We start from the raw sequence: 16,479 nt of genomic DNA, 5'->3' as shown, positions 1-16,479 counted from the left end.
ACATTTCCCATGCCATTGCCGTCAACTCGCGCACCTGAAACCGATTCGGGCGTTACCTTTGGCGCCCGGAGTCGACCGAGGAGACGGCACCATGCGGATCATGCTCACCGTGCTCGGCGGGCAGGGCGACCGTGACGTCGTGATCGACGGAGACGACGGCGCCACGGTGGCGAGGGTGAGCCAGGCGCTCAGCGACCAGGGGCCGCTGGCCGACGTCGTACGGCTGCCCCGGGCCCGAGCCCCCTACGGACTGCCGGCCGGGCCCGACGGCCCGCACATCCCCCAGCCCCGCAGGCCGGAGCGGGAAACCGCCGCGCCGGCCGGCCGTACGCCCACGCTCTGGCGCGACGGCCGCCCCCTCGACCCGCGCGCGCCGGCCGCCGCCGTGCTGCGCGACGGCGACAAGGTGACGCTCGACGGCCGCCTCGCCCGCGCCACCGTCGTCGAGGAGCCGGGCGGCGTCGCCGAGGTACGCGTGGTGGGCGGCCCCCGCGCGGGCACCGTGCACCGGCTGGGGCTGGGCGTGCACATCATCGGCTCCGACCCGATGTGCGCGATGGCCGTCGACGATCCCGCGCTGGCTCCCGAGGCGGTGGCCGTCCGCGTGACGCCCGACGCGATCACCGTGGAGCGGGCCTGGCAGGAGCCGGGCGAGGCGCCCAGGCTCAAGCTCAAGGGACGCTGGGCCGACGAGGTCGCCGAGCTCACGGCGCGGGTCGCCGAACGCGAGGCGGCCGAGCTCACGGCCGGCTACGGCGAGATTCCCGAGCTCGACGGCCGGCCGCTCGCCGAACCCGTCGACTGGCCCGACCAGGCCGTGCTGACCTGCGGCTCGTCGGTGTTCGTGCTGACCTCGATCGAGCCCAAGGACGCCCACCTCGCGCCCAGGAGCGAGGGCGGCGTGGCCTACAACCGCCCGCCGAGGCTCCGCCGCCCGGAGCCCGAGCGCACCTTCGTCAAGCCGAAGGAGCCGGCGCGGAACGAGGGCATGCGCCTGCAGCTGCTCGCCGCCCTCCTGCCCGCCGTGCTCGGCATCACCCTGGCGGTCGCGCTGAAACAGCCGTACTACCTGCTCGTCGCCCTCATGACGCCCGTCATCATGATCGGCCAGTGGTGGAGCGACCGCCGTCACGGCAAGAAGCAGCACAAGAAGGCCGTCAAGGAGTACAAGGAGCAGCTCCGGGCGTACGACGAGGCGGTCGAGCGGGCCAGGGTGGCCGACGAGGCGGTCCGCAGGTCCAACGCGCCCGACCCCGCCCAGGTGCTGCTCACGGCCACCGGCCCGCGCAGGCGGTTGTGGGAGCGCAGGAGCCACGACGACGACGCGCTCAGGCTGCGGGTGGGGCTGGCCGACCTGCCGGCCGACCTGACGTTGTCGGAGGAGCAGGGCGGGCCCATCGACGCGCCCCTGTGCCGTTCGGTGCCGGTGGCGCTGCCCATGCGCCGGCTGGGCGTGGCCGGCGTAACGGGCTCACGCGAGGCCGCGACCGCCCTGGCCGGCTGGCTGATCGCCCAGGCCGCGACCCTGCACAGCCCGCGCGACCTGGCCACCGTGATCGTGTCCGCGCACGCCGACGGCGAGCAGCGCTGGGGCTGGATGCGCTGGTTGCCGCACTGCTCGCCGCAGTCGGGCCAGGAGTGCGTGGCGCTGGCCGGCACCGACCCCGAGTCGGCGGCGCGGCGGGTCTCCGAGCTCGCCGCGCTCATCGACGAACGCCAGAACACCGCGATCCCCGAGCTGGGCAAGATCCCCACCGGCTGGGACGACCTCGGCGGCCCCGAGAAGCCCACGTTCTCCTCGTACGACGTGCGCCCGTACGACGTGCTGGTGGTGCTGGACGGCGCCCAGGTGCTGCGCGGTTTGCCCGGTATGCCGCAGGTGCTGCGCCAGGGTCCGCGCTGCGGTGTCTACACCCTCGCCCTCGACGAGGACCAGCGCCTGCTGCCCGAGGAGTGCCAGACGGTGGCCGCGTGCGACGACGACGGCCTCGCGCAGCTGCGCGGCGGCGGCCTCGACGTCATCGGGCCAGTGCTCGCCGACCTCGTCTCCCCCACCTGGTGCGACCGGCTGGCCAGGGCCCTCGCCCCGATCCGCGACGTCAGCAGGGACGACCCCGGAGGCAACCTGCCCGGCGCGGTACGCCTGCTCGACCTCATGGGCCTGCCCGCTCCTTCCGGCCGGGAGCTGGCCGCCCGCTGGCAGGAGCGCGGCACCACCGAGGCGCTGATCGGCGTCGGCCCCGACGGTCCCTTCTCGGTGGACCTCAAGCTCGACGGCCCCCACGGGCTCATCGCCGGCACCACGGGCGCGGGCAAGTCGGAGCTGCTCCAGACGCTCATCTGCTCCCTCGCGGTGGCCAACCGGCCCGACCAGCTCACGTTCGTGCTGATCGACTACAAGGGCGGGGCGGCCTTCAAGGAGTGTGTACGCCTGCCGCACACCGTCGGCATGGTCAGCGACCTCGACGGCCACCTGACCCAGCGCGCCCTCGACTCGCTGGCGGCCGAGATCCGCCGCAGGGAACGCCTGCTGCTGGCGGCGGGCGCCAAGGACATCGACGACTACACCGGCCCCTCGCTGCCCCGCCTGGTGCTGATCATCGACGAGTTCGCCGCGCTGGTGGCCGAGCTGCCCGACTTCGTCACCGGTCTGGTCGACATCGCCCGAAGGGGCCGGTCGCTGGGCATCCACCTCATCCTGGCCACGCAGCGGCCCGCGGGCGTCGTCACCGCCGACATCCAGGCCAACACCTCGCTGAGGATCGCGCTGCGGGTGACCGAGCCGGCGGAGTCGTCCGACGTGATCGACCTGCCCGACGCGGCCCACATCTCCAAGTCGACGCCCGGCCGCTGTTACGTGCGCTCGGGCGTGGGGGCGGCGACCGCCGTGCAGACGGCCAGGGTCGGCGGGCGCAGCCCGGCCGCCGGCGGGTCGTCGCGCGCGGGCGACGTACGGGTGCTGGAGGTCGGCTGGCGCTCCTTGGGACGGCCGCTGCCGCCGCCTCCGGAGCCGGAGGAGGACACGACGGGCACGGACCTCGGGCTCGTCGCCGACGCCCTCATCGAGGCCGCCCGTCTGGCCGACGTCCCCGCCCAGCCGAGTCCGTGGCTGGAGCCGCTGCCCACCGGCCTCGTGCTCGACCTGCCCCTGGCCGGGCATTCCGTCCTCGCCGCGCCGGTTCCCGACGCCGCGGCGTACGGGGGCGCGTTCTCCGAGGTGGCGCCGCTGCCGTTCGGCGTCACCGACCGGCCGTGGGCCCAGGACCGGCATGCGCTGGCGCTGGACCTGGCGCACGGCGGTCACCTGCTCATCGCGGGCGCGGCCCGCAGCGGCCGGTCGACGGCCCTGCGCACGATCGCTGGATCGATCGCGGCCCACGCCTCTCCCTCGGACGTGCACGTGCACGCGGTCGACTGCGGCTCGGGGGCACTGCTGCCGCTGGTGGCGATGCCGCACTGCGGCGCGGTGGTGACCCGTGACCAGCTCGACCGGGTGGAGCGCCTGCTGACCCGTCTCAGGGCCGAGGTGGGCCGCCGCCAGCAGCTGCTGGCCGAGGCCGGGCACGCCTCCCTGGCCGAGTACCGGCAGGCGGGCCACCGCCTGCCCTGGCTGGTGCTCATGCTCGACCGCTGGGAGGGGTTCGTCGCCGCCTTCGAGGGCTACGACTACGGCCGCATGATCGAAGGGCTGCTCCAGCTGCTGCGCGAAGGCCCGGCGGTGGGCCTGCGGGCGGTGGTCACCAGCGACCGCTCCGGCCTGCTCGGGCAGGTCTCGACGGTCTTCGACGACCGGCTGCTGCTGCGGTTGTCCGACCCGTCCGACTACGGCCTGGCGGGGTTCCCGCTCAAGGGCCTGCCGTCGTCCGTACCGCCGGGCCGGGTGCTCTCGCTGGGCGAGCACGGCATCGTGGAGCACCACATCGCCCTGCTGGACGCGGACCCGGCGGGCCCCGTGCAGGTCGCCGCACTGCAGTCCCTGGCCCGCGCAGTCGCGAGCCCGGCCGGCACGAGCGCGGCAGCCACGGGCGCGGGGGACGAGAGCCCGTCGGTCGCCGGCAGGGCCGTCTGGCGCTGGGAGGGTGATCCGCCGCTGCGGGTGGACGCGCTTCCGATGCGCATCACGGCGGCCCAGACGCTCGCCCTCGACCCGGCGTTCAGCCCTCCGTCGCCGCTGTGGTCGCTGGTCGGCGCGGGCGGCGACGCCCTGGGGCCGCTCGGGCTCGACCTGCTGGCCCACGGCCCCGGCGCGGTGATCGCGGGGCCGTCGCGCTCCGGCCGGTCGTCGGCGCTGATGACGGCCGCCCGCTCGCTGATCGCCCGCGGCACCCCCGTCGTCGCCGTCGTCCCGAGGCGCAGCCCGCTGAAGGAACTGGACGGAGCCGTGGCGGTGCTCGACGGCAACGCCACCGACCTGCCGGAGATCGTCGCGGACCTGCACGGCTACGTCGTGCTCGTGGACGACGCCGAGCTGATCAATCCGGACGGCGCGCTCGGCACCGCCCTCGAGGAGGTGCTCAGGTCGGGCAGGGACGGCGACCACGGGCTGCTCATCGCCGGCGTGACGGGCGACCTGGCCGTGGCCTACCGCGGGTTCGCGGCGGAGACGCGCAAGTCGCGTACGGGGCTCCTGCTGGCCGTGCAGGGCCAGGCCGACGGCGACCTGTTCTCCATCCGCCTGCCGCGCGGCGCGGCCGGAGGCCCTCCGGGGCGCGGCTTCCTGGTGACGACCGGCGCCTTCACCCCCGTCCAGGTGGCGCTCCCCGGCGGCCCGTGAGGGTCAGCCGTCGTCGGCGGGGAGGGTGAAGAGGCGGACGTAGAGGGGGCGGGCGCCCGGCGGGGCGTCGTCGGCCTGGTGACCGTGCCGGAGCAGCAGGGCGACGTACTCGTCCTGGAAGGCTTTGAGCTCGTCCTTGGTCATGCGGACCAGCCCGCGCGAGCCCCACGCCCAGTCGGGGTCGGCGCGGTAGGCGGCGGGGAAGCGCTCCACCAGGGCGAGATCCTCCTCGTAGCCGGCCCGGTGGAACTCCTCCAGGGCCGCCCGGTCGCCCGGCGCGAGGTCGTCGGGGTGGGGAGCGCGCATATCACGCAGGATGGGGGCACGGCGCCACCAGCGTTCGCGGCCCGACGAACGCTCAGGGATCTCCTCGATGAAGCCGTACTTCTCCAGCTGGCGCAGGTGGTAGCTGGTCGTGCCGGTCTTGGCGCCGAGCAACTCGCCGAGGGTGGTCGAGGTGGCGGGGCCGTGCAGGTTGAGCAGGGTGAGCATGCGGCGGCGCATGGGATGGGCCAGGGCTTTGAGCCGCTCGGGGTCGTCGAGCACGTACGGCTCGTGGAGCTCCTGAGGCTCGTCGTCCTTCATGAGGAGCAGGCTAGTACTCCAGAACGATATCTGCAGACACGTATTTGCCGAGAGTTCTCTGCAGAGTAGTGTCGGCACTATGCGACTCATCCTCGCGGCCCTCATGGTGGCCGCCATCCTCTTATCGCCCCTCGCCCCCGCCGCGGCGGCGGCCGCGCCCCTGCCGGAGCTGCCGGGCGACCTCGTGGCGAAGGACGTGACCTTCCGCGGCGGCGGAGGGCTGGACCTGCGGGGCAGCGTCATCAGCCCCGCGGCCGCCCGCGACGGCCGGGCCGGGGTCGTGCTGGTGCACGGCGCCGGTGACGGAACGCCGAGGGAGAAGCTGCTGGCCGAGGCCGTCGCCTTCGCCCGGCAAGGGCTCTCGGTGCTGATCTACGACAAGCGGTCCGAGGGCTACTCGCTGTTCGACAGGTCGTACGCGCACCTGGCCGAGGACGCGCTCGGCGCCGTGGCAGCGCTCAGGAACCGGCCGGGGGTCGATCCCGGCAAGGTCGGCGCGCTGGGGTTCAGCGAGGGCGGCTGGGTGGTTCCCATGGCGGCCGCACGGTCGGCGGACATCGCCTTCGTGATCCTCGTCGGCGCCAACGGGCTGTCGCCGCTGCGGCAGCAGACCTGGGCGGTCGCCGCCGGGCTACGCAAGGCGGGGGTGCACGGGCCGCTCGCCGAACGGACCGTGCCGAACCTGTACCGCGCGATCGCCGACGGCGGCATGTTCCCCGAGCCCTACTTCGACCCCGGGCCGGTCCTCGCCCAGGTGCACCGGCCCGTGCTGGCCATCTGGGGCGTGCACGACCTGCTGACGCCGCCCAGGGAGACGCCTCCGCTCATGGCCGCGGCCCTGGAGAAGGGCGGCAACAGGGCGTACACCTTCAGGTTCTTCGCCGACGCCGAGCACGCGGCGCACCTGACGCCCGACGGCGGGGTCACCCGGCTGCCCGAGCTCGCCCCCGGCTACGCGGACCTGGTGGGGAGCTGGGTGGGCGAGGCGACCTCGGGGCGAGCGCCCACGGCGGACGTGTCCGGACCCGCGCCGGTGCAGCAGGACGACGCCGTGGAGGTCCCGCCGGCCGCCTGGTGGGAGTCCGCGCCCGTCCAGCTGGCGGCGCTCGTCGTGTTCCTGGTGGCGTTCGGCGGTTATCCGGTCGTGGCGCTGGTGCGCCGCGTCAGGCGGTCGGCCGCTCCCGAGTCCCCGCTCGTGGCCGCGCGGATGGTCAGCGGCGCCGGGCTGACGGCGGTGACCGGTGGGTTCTGCTACCTGTTCTATCTGATCATGACCGGCGGCAAGCTGGCCGTGCCCGGACCGGTGGTGGCCGGGCGGCCGGTGATCTGGCTCGCGCTCCAGGCGCTCGCCGTGGCGACCCTCGCCGGGACGCTGATCGTCGCGGTGCGCCGGCGACGGGTCACGGCCCGCGGCGAGCGGGTACGGCTGGGCGTGCTGGTCGCCGGCGGTGCGGTGTTCCTGCCGTGGGCTCTGTACTGGGGCCTGGCACTGCCGTAGCGGAACCAGGAGCTGCGAGCGGCCTCCTGGTCGATTGACCGGAATTCATGACACCTGGGCGCTCTATGCTGATTCCTGGGACTCGGGAGAGGTGAGATGCAGACCCAGAAGGACCTCTATCAAGCGCATCGGCTCATGCAGCAGCGCCTGGGGCTGGCGCTGCTGCAGGCCGAGCCCGACGTGCCCGAGACTCCGATGCGGCGGCACAACGTCGCCACGTTCTGCGGCATCATCGTCGGGGTGCTGATCACGGCCGCGTTCGGCATCTGGGGGCTGCTCAGCCCCGGCAACGCGACGAAGCTCGAAGAGCCCGGCAGGCTGCTCGTCGAGGAGGAGACCGGCGCCAAATACGTCTACAGCCAGGAGCAGCAGCGGCTGTTGCCGGTCGCCAACTACGTCTCCGCCCTTCTGCTGCTGGACACCTCGAACTTCGAGGTCAGAAGCGTCTCCGCCGCCTCGCTGGCCAAATATCCGCGCGGGCCCCTGGTGGGCATCGCCGGGGCGCCGGACTCGCTGCCCGAGAAGGACAAGCTGGTCAAGGGTCCCTGGTCGGTGTGCGTGACCGAGGCGCCCGACGCCTCCGGGACGCCGGTGCCGTACGTCACGCTGGTGGGCGGGACGAAGGTCGGCGGCACGCCCGTCGGCGCCGGCGCGCTGGTCGTCACCGACGGCAAGCAGTCGTGGGTCATCTGGAACGACACCCGGATGAAGGTGAACGACAGCGGCGTGCGCGCGCTCAACGCCCGGCCCAAGAAGGTGCCCCCGACCTGGGTCAACGCCATTCCTCCCGGGCCCGACTTCCTGCCGCCGAAGATCTCCGGCCTGGGCCGGAAAGTACGCGGGCCGAGCGGCGGCCGGGCCGCCATCGGCCAGGTGTACACCGTGCAGGGCGTGAGCGGATCCGCGGCCCGGTGGTACGTCCTTCTCTCCGACGGGCTCGCGCCCATCACCCTCACCCAGGCCACCCTGCTGCTCGAAGACCCCGCCATCAAGCGCGCCTACGGCAGGCAGGCCGCCAAGCCGCTGGAGATCGACGCCGCGACGGCGAACTCCAGGACCTCCCAACAGAACCTCGCCGTATCGGGGTTGCCCACCACCCTGCCCAAGGTCGTGCCCTCCTCGAGCCCGCTCTGCTCGGTGTACTCCGACACGCAGAACGGCTCGGCCCGCGCCAAGGTGACCGTCGGCGGCACCATGAACATCCCGCCGCCGAGCTCGCGGGGCGACCAGGAGCACTTCGACCAGGTGCTGCTGCCGGCGGGGGCGGCGGCGCTGGTCGGCCTCCTGCCCGGCGACGGGCAGAAGGGGTCCGTCCAGACCTATTTCCTGCTCTCCGACCAGGGACGCAAATATCCGCTCACATCCGGCGACCAGATCAACAAGCTGGGGTACGGCGCCGACGACGTGGCGCCGATGCCGGGCAACCTCGTGCACCTGCTGCCCGAGGGCCCGACGCTGGATCCCGCGGACGCCCGCTCGCCGCTGCAGGTGACGGCCTCTTAGGGCGCGAGCCTCAGATAATGCCGCCCATCATTCCGCCGCCCTGGGCCATGGCCTGGGTGTCGGGCATGCCGTCATTCGTGTGCTCCAGGTGGCCCACGGCCTCCCCCTTCTTCGGCTTCACGTACTCCACCCCGGTCGGGGCGTAGTCGGGCTTGGGGCGGTTCTTCGTGAGCATCTGCGTCATTGTGGCGCACATGATGTTGACTACTGCCACGATGCCGGTGGTCCGCATGACGGTCTTGCCCAGTTTGGCCGCCAGCGATCTGGCCAGCGGCGTGATCTGCGACAGAACAGCGCTGATGAGGATGTGGCACTGGATCTGGACGGCGACCCAGGGAACCAGGCGGGTCCACACCCGGATGGCGGCCAGGGCCGTCATGAGAGTGGCCAGCGCGAAGGCCAGCTGCGCGGCCCAGTGATAGAGCTGGGCGGTGAACCGCATGCTGTCACCGACGCCGTTGAAGTGCCGCTCGGCCACGTCGAGCTGTTCGAGCAGCTTGTCCAGCGCCTCGTCGAAGGTCTGCTGGGCAGGCCCCTCCCACTTCTTCTGGACGTCCTCCCTGAATTCGACGACTCTCGTTTTGATGCCCGCGAAGTCCACCTCACCGTCGCCGGTCGAGGGAGCCAGCCACTGCACGGCGGCCTCGACCATGCCTCCGGGGTTGGAGACGCAGACCCCGATCGCCAGGGCGATGGTCCTGGCCGCAGGGTACTCACGGAGCACCAGGGCGGCCGCGGTCGCCATCGCGGCCGCGGCGATGAACTGCTCCCGGTCATTCCCATATGACGGGTTCTCGCTCGCCATGCGCCGGTGTCCCCCTTCCTACTCTTCCTCGCCGATCACCTGTGGCGCGATGTCGATGTCGTCGAGCCAGTCGGCCTCGTCGCCGCGCACGTAGTCGGGCTTCTCCCGATCGCGGTCCTGCTGTCCGCCACCGGTTCCCGGCATCATCGGCATGAACGGCATCCCGCCCATCCCGTTCATGCCGCCACGTGCGCCGGCCGCTCCGGGCTGACCGCCGGGGGTGGCACCGCCCGAGGGTGACCCGGTGCCCATGCCGGGCCCTGCTCCGGGCCCCAGAGACGTGGAGGGATTCGGCACAGGGTTGGACAGCGACGGGTTCGGGACGTTGGGGTTGTAGCCCGCGAGATCGGTGCTGTTGGGGTCGAGCTTCGGGACCTCCCGGTTGAGCTGGTCCTCGATGGAGGGGACGTTGGCCTGCGGCATGTCGGTGCTGGGCATGTCCGGCGACGGCACGTTGGTGTCCGGCATGTCCGGCGACGGCACGTTGGCGTCCGGCATGTCCGGCGACGGCACGTCCGAGCCGGGCAGTTTGTCCGACGGCAGGCCACCATCAGGCAGGCCACCGTCCGGCAGACCACCATCAGGCAGGCCACCATCAGGCAGACCACCATCAGGCAGGCCACCATCAGGCAGACCACCGTCAGGCAGGCCACCATCAGGCAGACCGCCATCGGGCAGACCACCGCCGAACGGGTCGGGCCCCCCGCCGGGATTGTCCCCGCCGGGCTTGATGACCCCGTCGCTGTCCTTGTCGGCCTTGGTGTAGTTCTCCTCCAGGGACGCCAGGGCGCTCTCGTAGTCGGCCAGCACGCTCCTCGCCGTGTCGAGCGCGCCCGCCGCGCTGTCCTTCGTCTGGTCGTGCGCGTAGTTCAGGCCGATCCCGATGACGCCGAAAGCGGGTGGCTGCACGTGGATGCCGCCGGTGTTCCGGGCGATCCTGCCCATGTTCGGCGCCTCGGCACCGAGATCCTGGCCGACCTTCTCGATCGCGCCGTGTTCCCACTTGATCTCGACGTTGCCGAGACCTCCGGGCATACCGGTGGGAAAGTTGCCCCCTGTGTCCATGGTCGCCCTTTCTGGCGGTAGATACGGAGCAGATCAGGCGATCGTGGACTGTGTGGTGCCCTCGGGGCCGCCCCACACGTCGTCGTCCTCGGCGAGCCAGGTCGAACTCTCCCTGTCGTTCTCCTGGTCGCGTCCGCCCGCACCGCCGCCCATCATGGGCATCATGGGGAAGCCCATACCGCCCGCTCCCGTACGCCCCGCGCCCGCGGCGGCCGCCCCGCCGTTGCCCGCGCTCCCGCCGCCGGGGACGCCTGTGCCCGTGCCCGTTCCGGGACCTCCGGTCGTCGTCTGGGTGCCGCCGGGCGTGGTGTTACCGGTCGAGGGGTCGTAGCCGGCCAGGTCGGTGCCGCCCGGGTTCGGCGTGGTGGCGGTGGGGACGCCGGAGGCGGCGACGGAGCCGGGGTCATGAGGGCCTCCGGGCGGGTTGACGCCGCCGGGCGTGCCGGACGGGCTCGACGGGACGTTGCCCACCGAGGTGTCGCTGCCGGGCGGGTCACCCACCCCTGGACGGCCGCCGCCGGGGTAGTCGCCGCCCGGGTAGGCGCCGTCGTGCGGCCCCGCCACGGCCGGAACGCCCTTGACCGAGCCGGGGCCGAACGAGTCGGGGTCGTAACCTCCGACGCTCCTGTGGTCGCCCCAGGGCGGGCCGCCGGTCTGGAGCGGATCGCGCCGGAAGTCCGGCATCTCAGGATTGACGACGATGGGCAGCGCCTGCTGCACCTCGCTGGGCAGTTGCTCGTAGTGCCCGACGATGCGCTCGTTGACGGCCTTCATGTGGTCGGCCGCCCGCTCGTCACCGCGATGCGGGCCGTTGAACGGGTTGAGCGCGGCGGCGTAGTCGATGTCCCGGTCGGAACGTGAGTCGCGATAGGCCGACTCGACGACGTTCGCCTGGGCCCACTGCAGTGTCTCGCCGTATCCCTTCAGCGACCTTCCCATGGCGCCGAGCTTCGTCGCCAGCTCGCGGGCGCTGGCCGCCAGGCCCTGCAACTGCAACTGGGTCTGGTAAGCCGACGGGCCCTTGTAGTACTCCGCCAGGTCGGCCGCCTTCGTCTTCAGGTCCGTGGCGAAGCTGTTGAGCAAGGGTTCGGCCGCCTCGTAGTAGAGCCCGGCCAGCTTCACGGACCCGGGGTCCGTCTCGTCGATGTGCCTTTTGACCTCGTCGATCGTGCTGTCCATCAAGCCGGTGCTGGCGATGGTGCTCTTCATCCACGAGGCGTCCGGCGTCGAGGTGTCCAGCCTCGCGTCGTTGAGGTGGAGCTGGGTGGTGGTCGTCTCGGGCTCGGGCATGGTCGCGTCTCCCTATCAGACGTCGCGCGTCGTCGCGGCTTCTTCGGACGCCTGCTCGGCGCCCTCCGACGTCCTGGCTATCTCGGGCAGCCCTTCGTCGAACGCCTCCTCCGCGCTGGCGACCAGCTGAGCGTAGAGCCCGCCACTGCCCGTGCCCGGCTCCCCGACGAGGATGCTGTAGGCCTGCTGCGCCGAGAACCCGTACTGCATGGCCGCGGGCCACTGTCCCGTCTGGTGCTCGTTCAGCGCGCAGTAGCGCTGGAGGTCGGCCAGGGAGCCGGCGCCCGTCGGCAGCTCGGGTTCGGGAGGCGTACTGCCCACCTCTCTCGCGAACTCCGTCACCGGGAAGCCGGAAAAATCCTTGATCTTCTTGAGCAGCTCGTTCATTTCCCCGGCGATGCGCCGCACCTCGGTACGGTCGACGAAGGGATCTTCCGTCTCGTCCTTGTCCGACGCACCGGGCCAGTCCGGATCGCGTTCGAGTGCCATCCCGCCTCCTTCAGGCGCCGATCACCGGCGACGTCGAACGCTCCCCCGGATGCCACATGTCGCGGTCCTCCGTCAGGTAGGTCGAGCGCTCCTGGTCCTGCGACTGCTCGCCGCCCGCCGCGCCGCCGCCCATCGGGATGAACGGCATGCCCATGCCGCCGATCGCCGGGCGCGCCGACACGGATCCGACGGCGGCCGCCTGGGTGTACGAGCCGCCACCGCCGATCACTGCCGGTGTGCCGGGGGGCTGCGCGCCGACGGGCTGCTGGGTCACCGGCAGCTGAGTGGTGGGCGGATGCTGCACCGGGGCGTTGGCCGACTCCGTGCTGCCGGGGTCCCTCGTGTCGCCCGGCGTGTCGGTGGTGTTGTTGTCGATCACGGCGGGCGCGGTGCCGTCGCCGGGGTTCTGCTCCGTCGGCGACTGGCCGTTCTGGTCGCCGGTGGAGCCGCTCCGGTCGCCGGGCGAGGCAGGGGACTCCGCCGCCGGGTCGTCGCCCGTGCCGTCGTTCCCGCCGTCGTTCCCGCCGCTGTCCCGGCCGCCGTCCGAACCGCTGTCGGAGCCGGCGTTGTTCCCCGAGGTACCGGTGCCGGCGTGTGAGCCGGTGCCACCGTACGGGCCGGAGCCGTTGGAGGCGCCCGGGTCCGAGCCGCCACCGTTCCAGTAGTCGCCCTGCCGGTAGGGCGACCGGGTGTCGAGCGGCATGCGCCGGGTGGTGTCGGGCGCTCCGGCCGGGGAGACCTCCGGCAGGTCAACGCTCACGGTCTCCGGGACCTTGTTCTCGTACAGGCTGATGATGCGGCGGTTGAGCTTCTCCAGCGCCAGCCGGGCCGGGCCGTCGTCGCCCTGGTCACCGGTGGCGTCCTTGCGCGCCTCCTCGATGGCCTGCGGCAGGTAGTCGCGCCCGTAGAGGGTGAGCGCGTCGGACATGTCCTGCATGGCCGTCGCCAGCCGGCTGCCACTGGCCTGGAGCTTGCGCAGGGCCTCCTGCGTCTTCGCGGCGCTGCCCGCCCTCCACGCGCCGTTGAGCGCGGTGCCGACCTCGGGGAGCGCGTCGGCCAGCGACCTGATGTTCTCGGCCACCTTGGCGTACGTCATGCCTCTGTCGTGGACCTCCACGGGCGAGGTGTCCTCCAGCCAGGCCAGGATCTGCTCGCGTTTCGCGGCGATGCAGACCTCCGTCGGCCTGACGGACGAATCGCGGACGGTGACGCTCCGCTCTGCCACTCAGCTCACTCTCCAGCGTCAGCCTGCGGTGGGTTGGTTCTTTCGTAGACGTCGGCGCTCTCCCTGATCGCCTGGACGACCTCCTGGCAGCACTCGACGTACGCCTCGTAGAGCTGGGCGAGCCCGTGCCCGTTTCCCATCCAGTACGGGCCGTAGGTGCTCCTGTCAGGGATGATGCTGCTCACGCTCGCCGCGAACGCGCTGGCCGCGGGCCACTTGCCGATGTGGCTCTCGTCGAGCGAGAAATACCTGGTGAGAGACTCGACAGAGCCCGTCACGCCCTCCCTCGTGCCGCCCGCGCCCTGCGTGGGGGCCAGGGCGACCTCGAGGTCGTCGGCGACGGCCCGCATCTTGCCCACGTTGTAGTAGAGCTCGTCGTCAGTGTCGTCGAGCCCCGGCCATGACTCGCCCATGTGCCCCCTTCACACGATCCGGCCACCGCGTACGGTGGCCGGGCAACGAACGCCGTCCCAGGTTTCAGCCGTCGTACCAGATGGCCTTGTTACGGGCCTCCGCGGCCCGGTAGTTCTCGTTGGCGATCTGGACGGCACGCTGCAGCTCGTTCAGCTGGAGCCGCATCTGTGCCTCAGCCTGATTCCACTTCTGCTCGTGCTGCCTGAAGAACTCCTCGGCGCCACCTTCCCAGTGCCCGGCCAGCTCGGTCCTCAGCTTGGCCAGGAGGTCGTCGGTGGCTTTCTCGAAGGAACCAAGGATCTTGACGAAGTCCTGCTGGGCCAGATCCATCTGCCCGAAGTTGACTTTGGTGAAGTCGAGCTCGGCGCTCATCCTCAACCCCCTACTTGACGTCGACGTTGATCAGGTTTTCGACGCGGCCGACACCGGCCTGCACGTCCTGGTCGGTGGCGCTGTAGACGACCGAGTTGACGCCCATCTTGTCGGCGATGCCCTCGAGGTCGGTCCGCACTGCCCGCATGGACGCGTCCCAGTTGTTCATGGCGATCCTGAACTTGGCCGCCGCCGGTCCCAGCCAGCCGGTGTTGAGCAGACCGGTGGCGGTCGTTTCCGTGGCTACGCGCAGACCCTCGATGTACTGTGCCGTGTCGACGACGTGGGCGGACGCCTTCGAGATCTGGCCAGGGCTCGCGCCGTAAAAGTCAACCACTGACACCTCCAGGTATTTCGGCTTTAGCACCCATACAAGCACCAAACACCACTGTGTTCACAGATGTCCCAATAAGAACATGTAACAGATTCGCAACACTCGCGGTCAAGCTAGAGGTCCAGCTCCCGGCGGATGCGGGACAGCTCCCCCATGACGTTGTCGAAGGTGCGATCGAAGCCGGCCTCCGCGCGCCTGGCCTCCTTCAGCATCGCGACCGGGTTCTCGAGCATGCGCATCGGGTCGACCTGATCGCCGTAGAGCTCGGCCATGAACTCGTTGGTCTGGCGTTGCAGATCCTCGATGGCCTCCTGCAGGGTCGCCGTGATCCGCTCCGACAACTCGTCCGCGCCCAGACGCATCGCCTTCGGGCGGATGGTGAGCTTGCGCATGCCCTCGTGCGCGTACTCGACGACCACCAGGCCGTCGACATCCTCGCCCCGGCCGACCAGCCGGCTCATCGACTTCTGGACCTGTTCCGACTTGCCGGTCTGCTCCTCCAGGGCGTGCAGGAGCTTGTCGATGTCGATGTTGCCGAAGTCGCCGAAATCCGTCACAAGCGTCATCCTGCCGCATAGGCACCATTTGCGGTATGCGGATCCGCACAAACCGTGCGCCAGGCCTCAGCCCGCCAGGCCGCGTACCCACGCATAGACGTCGAGGACGCCGAGCGCCAGCGGCACCAGCGACACGATGAACAGCCAGTCCACGATGTCGCCCGCGCGGCCCCAGAAGGGCGAGAGCCGCCCGTTGGGCAACCACACGCCCATGCCGACCACGATCATCGCGGTCCACAGCAGCGCGAGCGCCATGGCCACCGCGGCCACCCCGCCGATGACCACGCCGACCTCGACCGCCACGGCGGCGAGCCCGGCGAAACCCGTGAGCATCAGCCAGAGGCGCTGGCCGACGCCCTGGAACACCCGCGCCCGCAGGAGCTGCGTCAGCGCCAGGCACACGGACATGGCCACGGCGATCCAGCGGCCCTCCGTGACCAGCAGCGCGTGCGCGCCCGCCCCCACCAGCGTGATCCCCACGATCATGCCGGTCGCGTAACGCCGCGCCGCACCCGTGCGCTCCAGCACGGAGGCGCTGTCGAGGTCCTGCCTGTCGCTGCGCAACTCCTCGGCGTTGGTGGGCATCGCCGGCAGCGGCACCCGGGCGATCCTGAAGGAGAGCACGGGGATCAAGGGGCTGAACGCCATCACCACGGCCGCGCAGGCCGCGGCGACCCCGGCGGCGGGCGCGCCCGTCACCATCACCACGGCCGAGCCCACGGCGCCCACCATGGAGGCGATGGCCGTACCGAGGAAGCCGGCCGCGCCGTCGGCGATGGCGGTGCCGGCGATCGTGGCGACCAGCGCGGTGCAGGCGAGCGCCCCGAGCAACTGGGGCGAACCGATCGCCGGGAGCCCTCCGCCCGCCGACGGGGCGAGCAGCCCGGCCAGGAACGCGTACGGTAGCGCGGCGTACCCCACCAGCGCGCCGGCCCCGGAGTCGCCGACCGCCCTCGACACGGCCACCCCCACCCCGACGAGCAGCAGCGCCAGCGCGCCCGCCACGATGGCGGTGAGCAGCGGGGTCAGGCCGCCGAACGCCAGCACCGCCGCCCCGGCGGCGAGCAGCCCGCAGGCGACGCCCCCGCCCAGCATGCGCGTGTGGGCGCCGTCCCACTTGCCCTTGCCCTCGCGCACGCCGGTGGCCACCACGTCGGCGACGTCGTCGAAGCGCGCGGGCGGCAACGCCACCTCGCGCGGTCGCAGGTAGAGGATCTCTCCGTCGAGCACGCCCAGCTGGCCGAGGCTCCGCCCGAGGTCGAAGGGCGCGGCCCCCAGTCGCTGCAGCGTCCAGCCCGGCCCGGCGGCGGCCTCGCCGCCCAGTTCTCCCATGGCGCGCAGCAGTCCGGGAAGGACGTGCGGCAGCGGGATGTCGGCGGGCAGCGCCAGATCGGCCCGCTTGCGCGGCCCGACCACGGTGACGTGGCACAACGGAGGGAGCGGAGCGGGCATCTGATGCAGACCGCCCTGTTGTGCGAACGGGATTTCCGCCAGAGATGTCACACGACCAACATATCCAGCGTAAGTTACCTCCGACCCCAACTCGGACGTTTGTCGCATCTGGTAAG

General features: G+C 71.8%; 14 protein-coding genes. 3 read left to right on the top strand and 11 right to left on the bottom strand.

Features of this window, described 5'->3' with window-relative positions; translation table 11 throughout:
- The first annotated feature begins 91 nt into the window (after positions 1-91).
- Complete coding sequence (locus tag E1295_RS01570; RefSeq protein WP_132627819.1) at positions 92-4,774, top strand: FtsK/SpoIIIE domain-containing protein; 4,683 nt, start codon at positions 92-94, stop codon at positions 4,772-4,774.
- A gap of 3 nt (positions 4,775-4,777) precedes the next feature.
- Here E1295_RS01570 and E1295_RS01565 read toward each other — a convergent pair whose 3' ends face one another.
- Entirely contained in the window at positions 4,778-5,359 is a 582-nt protein-coding gene (locus tag E1295_RS01565) for an ArsR/SmtB family transcription factor (protein ID WP_132627818.1), read from the bottom strand.
- 79 nt (positions 5,360-5,438) lie between these two features.
- On the opposite strand from E1295_RS01565, the gene E1295_RS01560 reads away from it, so the two are divergent.
- Complete coding sequence (locus tag E1295_RS01560) at positions 5,439-6,857, top strand: alpha/beta hydrolase family protein (protein WP_220448492.1); 1,419 nt, start codon at positions 5,439-5,441, stop codon at positions 6,855-6,857.
- A 96-nt stretch (positions 6,858-6,953) separates the two neighbouring features.
- A complete protein-coding gene (gene eccB, locus E1295_RS01555; RefSeq protein WP_132627817.1) occupies positions 6,954-8,360 on the top strand; it encodes a type VII secretion protein EccB in 1,407 nt (468 codons plus the stop codon).
- Positions 8,361-8,370: 10 nt separating this feature from the next.
- On the opposite strand, the gene E1295_RS01550 is transcribed toward eccB, so the two are convergent.
- The 10 genes from E1295_RS01550 to eccD form a co-directional block, all read right to left on the bottom strand.
- Positions 8,371-9,165, bottom strand: coding sequence for a hypothetical protein (locus E1295_RS01550; protein ID WP_132627816.1), 795 nt, complete (start codon positions 9,163-9,165; stop codon positions 8,371-8,373).
- A gap of 18 nt (positions 9,166-9,183) precedes the next feature.
- Positions 9,184-10,200, bottom strand: coding sequence for a hypothetical protein (locus E1295_RS01545; RefSeq protein WP_132627815.1), 1,017 nt, complete (start codon positions 10,198-10,200; stop codon positions 9,184-9,186).
- A 63-nt stretch (positions 10,201-10,263) separates the two neighbouring features.
- Positions 10,264-11,520 (bottom strand): hypothetical protein, encoded by a 1,257-nt coding sequence (locus E1295_RS01540; protein ID WP_132627814.1) that lies wholly within the window; start codon positions 11,518-11,520, stop codon positions 10,264-10,266.
- Between the two features lie 15 nt (positions 11,521-11,535).
- Positions 11,536-12,009, bottom strand: coding sequence for a hypothetical protein (locus E1295_RS01535; protein WP_132627813.1), 474 nt, complete (start codon positions 12,007-12,009; stop codon positions 11,536-11,538).
- A gap of 10 nt (positions 12,010-12,019) precedes the next feature.
- Positions 12,020-13,234 (bottom strand): hypothetical protein, encoded by a 1,215-nt coding sequence (locus E1295_RS01530; protein ID WP_132627812.1) that lies wholly within the window; start codon positions 13,232-13,234, stop codon positions 12,020-12,022.
- Between the two features lie 5 nt (positions 13,235-13,239).
- Positions 13,240-13,647, bottom strand: a complete 408-nt coding sequence (locus E1295_RS01525; RefSeq protein WP_132627811.1) for a hypothetical protein — start codon at positions 13,645-13,647, stop codon at positions 13,240-13,242.
- A gap of 64 nt (positions 13,648-13,711) precedes the next feature.
- On the bottom strand, positions 13,712-14,020 hold the full coding sequence (locus tag E1295_RS01520; protein ID WP_132627810.1) for a WXG100 family type VII secretion target: 309 nt from the start codon (positions 14,018-14,020) through the stop codon (positions 13,712-13,714).
- Positions 14,021-14,030: 10 nt separating this feature from the next.
- Positions 14,031-14,357, bottom strand: a complete 327-nt coding sequence (locus E1295_RS01515) for a WXG100 family type VII secretion target (protein WP_166427024.1) — start codon at positions 14,355-14,357, stop codon at positions 14,031-14,033.
- A gap of 110 nt (positions 14,358-14,467) precedes the next feature.
- Positions 14,468-14,920: a YbaB/EbfC family nucleoid-associated protein gene (locus E1295_RS01510; protein ID WP_246079772.1), complete on the bottom strand. Its 453-nt coding sequence runs from the start codon at positions 14,918-14,920 to the stop codon at positions 14,468-14,470.
- A 57-nt stretch (positions 14,921-14,977) separates the two neighbouring features.
- On the bottom strand, positions 14,978-16,363 hold the full coding sequence (eccD, locus tag E1295_RS01505; protein ID WP_132627807.1) for a type VII secretion integral membrane protein EccD: 1,386 nt from the start codon (positions 16,361-16,363) through the stop codon (positions 14,978-14,980).
- Positions 16,364-16,479: the final 116 nt, after the last annotated feature.

The sequence above is a fragment of the Nonomuraea mesophila genome (genome assembly GCF_004352805.1).
Taxonomy (GTDB): Bacteria; Actinomycetota; Actinomycetes; order Streptosporangiales; family Streptosporangiaceae; genus Nonomuraea; species Nonomuraea longispora.
The sequence above is the reverse complement of the archived record's forward strand: the minus strand, read 5'-3'. Positions and strand labels throughout refer to the sequence as shown.

Coding starts and splice junctions, on each gene's coding strand:
- E1295_RS01550 (WP_132627816.1), bottom strand. CDS start 9,165: ATGGCGAGCGAGAACCCGTCATATGGGAATGACCGGGAGCAGTTCATC.
- E1295_RS01540 (WP_132627814.1), bottom strand. CDS start 11,520: ATGCCCGAGCCCGAGACGACCACCACCCAGCTCCACCTCAACGACGCG.
- eccD (WP_132627807.1), bottom strand. CDS start 16,363: ATGCCCGCTCCGCTCCCTCCGTTGTGCCACGTCACCGTGGTCGGGCCG.
- E1295_RS01510 (WP_246079772.1), bottom strand. CDS start 14,920: ATGACGCTTGTGACGGATTTCGGCGACTTCGGCAACATCGACATCGAC.
- E1295_RS01545 (WP_132627815.1), bottom strand. CDS start 10,200: ATGCCCGGAGGTCTCGGCAACGTCGAGATCAAGTGGGAACACGGCGCG.
- E1295_RS01535 (WP_132627813.1), bottom strand. CDS start 12,009: ATGGCACTCGAACGCGATCCGGACTGGCCCGGTGCGTCGGACAAGGAC.
- E1295_RS01560 (WP_220448492.1), top strand. CDS start 5,439: ATGCGACTCATCCTCGCGGCCCTCATGGTGGCCGCCATCCTCTTATCG.
- E1295_RS01525 (WP_132627811.1), bottom strand. CDS start 13,647: ATGGGCGAGTCATGGCCGGGGCTCGACGACACTGACGACGAGCTCTAC.
- E1295_RS01570 (WP_132627819.1), top strand. CDS start 92: ATGCGGATCATGCTCACCGTGCTCGGCGGGCAGGGCGACCGTGACGTC.
- eccB (WP_132627817.1), top strand. CDS start 6,954: ATGCAGACCCAGAAGGACCTCTATCAAGCGCATCGGCTCATGCAGCAG.
- E1295_RS01565 (WP_132627818.1), bottom strand. CDS start 5,359: ATGAAGGACGACGAGCCTCAGGAGCTCCACGAGCCGTACGTGCTCGAC.
- E1295_RS01520 (WP_132627810.1), bottom strand. CDS start 14,020: ATGAGCGCCGAGCTCGACTTCACCAAAGTCAACTTCGGGCAGATGGAT.